At 73.4% G+C, this 2661-nt stretch carries 3 protein-coding genes; 2 read left to right on the top strand and 1 reads right to left on the bottom strand.

From position 1 onward, the window contains the following. The first annotated feature begins 108 nt into the window (after positions 1 to 108). Positions 109 to 1071 carry a YihY/virulence factor BrkB family protein gene (locus tag C6N75_RS24265; RefSeq protein WP_105871030.1) on the top strand — a complete coding sequence of 321 codons (963 nt, stop codon included), beginning with the start codon at positions 109 to 111 and terminating at the stop codon, positions 1069 to 1071. 71 nt (positions 1072 to 1142) lie between these two features. Here the strand turns inward: C6N75_RS24265 and C6N75_RS24270 are convergent, their stop codons facing one another. Beyond that, a complete protein-coding gene (locus tag C6N75_RS24270; protein ID WP_105871031.1) occupies positions 1143 to 1901 on the bottom strand; it encodes a phosphoglyceromutase in 759 nt (252 codons plus the stop codon). A 118-nt stretch (positions 1902 to 2019) separates the two neighbouring features. Between C6N75_RS24270 and C6N75_RS24275 the strand changes: the two genes are divergently transcribed. Then, positions 2020 to 2661, top strand: a 642-nt coding sequence (locus C6N75_RS24275; RefSeq protein ID WP_146132661.1) for an MFS transporter, incomplete at its 3' end; no start/stop codon positions are given.

Consider the following 2661-nt stretch of genomic DNA (forward strand, 5'->3'; position numbering starts at 1 on the left):
CGTCCCCACCGCGCGCCTCCCCGCCCCTCCCGGGCGTGCGCCGCGCCGTCGCGGGCAAGCGACAGTCGGCGGCGGAGCGCGGCAGACGGCGGGGCGGGGAGGCGCGCGGTGGGGACGGTGGTGCATGTCCCGCAGACCCGGGACATGATCGGCGAGGAGCTGTCCGGCGACGAGGCGTACACCGCGCTGCGCCGCTACGGCGGCTGGCGGCTGCTGCTCGACGCCTTCTCCCGCTTCCGGTACGCCGACGGCTTCTCCTTCGCGCGCTCGCTGGCGTACCAGGTGGTGCTGGGCGTCGTCCCGTTCACCATCGCGCTGGTCGGGGTCGCCAGCAGCCTGCACACCGGCAGCGCGGGGCGGGTGGTGGAGCTGGTGCTGGACGGCATCGTCCCGGGCGCCAGCGCCGACGTCGTCCGGGAGGCACTGGAGGGCACCCGGCAGGCCGGCGCGGACGTCGCCGCCGCCGTCGCCATGTGGCTCGGCCTCGGCTTCGCGCTGCTCAACCTCGCCGCCGCGATGGCCCAGATCGAACGCGGCTGCAACCGCATCTACGGCATCGAGCGCGACCGCCCCTTCGTCCGCAAGTACCTGCGCGCACTCGCCCTGGCCGTGGCCGCCGGGCTGCCGCTGGGCGGCGGCTTCCTGGTGCTGGTCGCCGGCCGCGAGGTGGGCGAGGCGGTGGTGCGGGCGCTGCACTGGCCGCCGGGCCTGCTCGACTGGTGGGGGCCGCTGCACGTGCCCGCCGGACTGCTGCTCGCCGCGATGGCCTCCGCGGTGATCTTCCGCTGGGCCCCGCGCCGCGACCAACCGGGCTACACCTGGCTGGTGTTCGGCTCGGCGGTGCACCTGCTGCTGTGGACGGCCGCGACCTGGCTGCTGGGGCTGTACGTCAATCTCAGCGGCTCCTTCGGCGCGGTCTACGGGCCGCTCACCGCCTTCGTCGCCCTGCTGCTGTGGGCCAACGTCACCGGCGTCGCCCTCTTCCTCGGCATCGCCTTCGCCGCCCAGTTGGAGGCCGCCCGCGCCGGCGTCACCGAGACCGTCCACCCCGACCCGGGCCCGGGCCCCTGACGGCCCGGGAACGCGAGAGGCCCCCACCCGTCGGGAAGCCGGCAGGTGGGGGGCCTCTTTCGGGCTCCGGGCTACTTCTTGCCCTGGTTCTTGACCGCCTCGATGGCCGCCTTGGCGGCGTCCGGGTCGAGGTAGGCGCCGCCCTTGACGACGGGCTTGAAGTCGGCGTCCAGCTCGTAGGCGAGCGGGATGCCGGTGGGGATGTTCAGGCCGGCGATGTCCTCGTCGGAGATGCCGTCCAGGTGCTTGACCAGGGCGCGCAGGCTGTTGCCGTGGGCGGCGACCAGGACGGTGCGGCCCGTGAGCAGGTCCGGGACGATGCCGTCGTACCAGTACGGCAGCATGCGGACGACGACGTCCTTCAGGCACTCGGTGTCCGGGCGCAGCTCCGGCGGGATGGTCTTGTACCGCGCGTCGTGGGCCTGGGAGAACTCGGCATCGGCGGCGAGGGCCGGCGGCGGGGTGTCGTACGAGCGGCGCCACAGCATGAACTGCTCCTCGCCGAACTCGGCGAGGGTCTGCGCCTTGTCCTTGCCCTGGAGCGCGCCGTAGTGCCGCTCGTTCAGCCGCCAGGAGCGGTGGACCGGGATCCAGTGGCGGTCGGCGGCCTCCAGCGCGAGCTGGGCGGTGCGGATGGCCCGCTTCTGAAGGGAGGTGTGGACGACGTCGGGGAGCAGGCCGGCGTCCTTCAGCAGCTCACCGCCGCGCACCGCCTCCTTCTCGCCCTTGTCGGTGAGGTTGACGTCCACCCAGCCGGTGAACAGGTTCTTCGCGTTCCACTCGCTCTCGCCGTGGCGGAGCAGGATCAGCTTGTACGGTGCGTCGGCCATGCGTACGAGATTAGTGGACGCCTCCGACACTTGACGGGCCGCGTCAATCCGATGGCCTCCCCGGCCCGCCCCCTCGTAACGTGCGTGTGGCGGATCGGGCGCTTACAGGGGGCTGGGCATGGCAGTCGGGACGCTCACACGGGCGGCGAGGGAAAGCGTGTCGGGTCTGCCCCGCGCGTTCTGGTGGCTGTGGACGGCCACGCTGATCAACCGGCTGGGCGCCTTCGTCGCCACCTTCATGGCGCTGTATCTGACGCTGGAGCGCGGCTACTCCGCCTCGTACGCCGGTCTGGTCGCCGCCCTGCACGGGCTGGGCGGGGTGGTGTCGTCGCTGGCCGGGGGCGTGCTCGCGGACCGGCTCGGGCGACGGCCGACGCTGCTGGCGTCCCAGGTGGCGACCGCGCTGTCGGTGGCGCTGCTGGGCTTCATGGAGCACCCCTTCGCGATCGCCGCGGCCGGCTTCCTGGTGGGCGCGGCCTCTAACGCCTCCCGGCCCGCGGTGCAGGCGATGATGGCCGACATCGTGCCGGCCGAGGACCGGGTGCGGGCCTTCTCCCTCAACTACTGGGCGATCAACCTGGGCTTCGCGGTCTCCTCGGCCGCCGCGGGCTTCATCGCCGAGTACAGCTATCTGGCCGGCTTCCTCGGCGAGGCGGCGCTCACCCTGGTCTGCGCGGTGCTGGTCTTCGTCAAGCTGCCCGAGTCGCGGCCGGAGCCGTCGGGACCGGGGGCGGCGGCACCGGGGGCGGCGGTCGTCGGG

Source organism: Streptomyces solincola, assembly GCF_002982015.1.
GTDB classification, from domain to species: Bacteria; Actinomycetota; Actinomycetes; order Streptomycetales; family Streptomycetaceae; genus Streptomyces; species Streptomyces solincola.

Bases quoted from the DNA above. Each gene is read 5' to 3' on its own strand.
- C6N75_RS24270 (WP_105871031.1), bottom strand. From the start codon at position 1,901: ATGGCCGACGCACCGTACAAGCTGATCCTGCTCCGCCACGGCGAGAGC.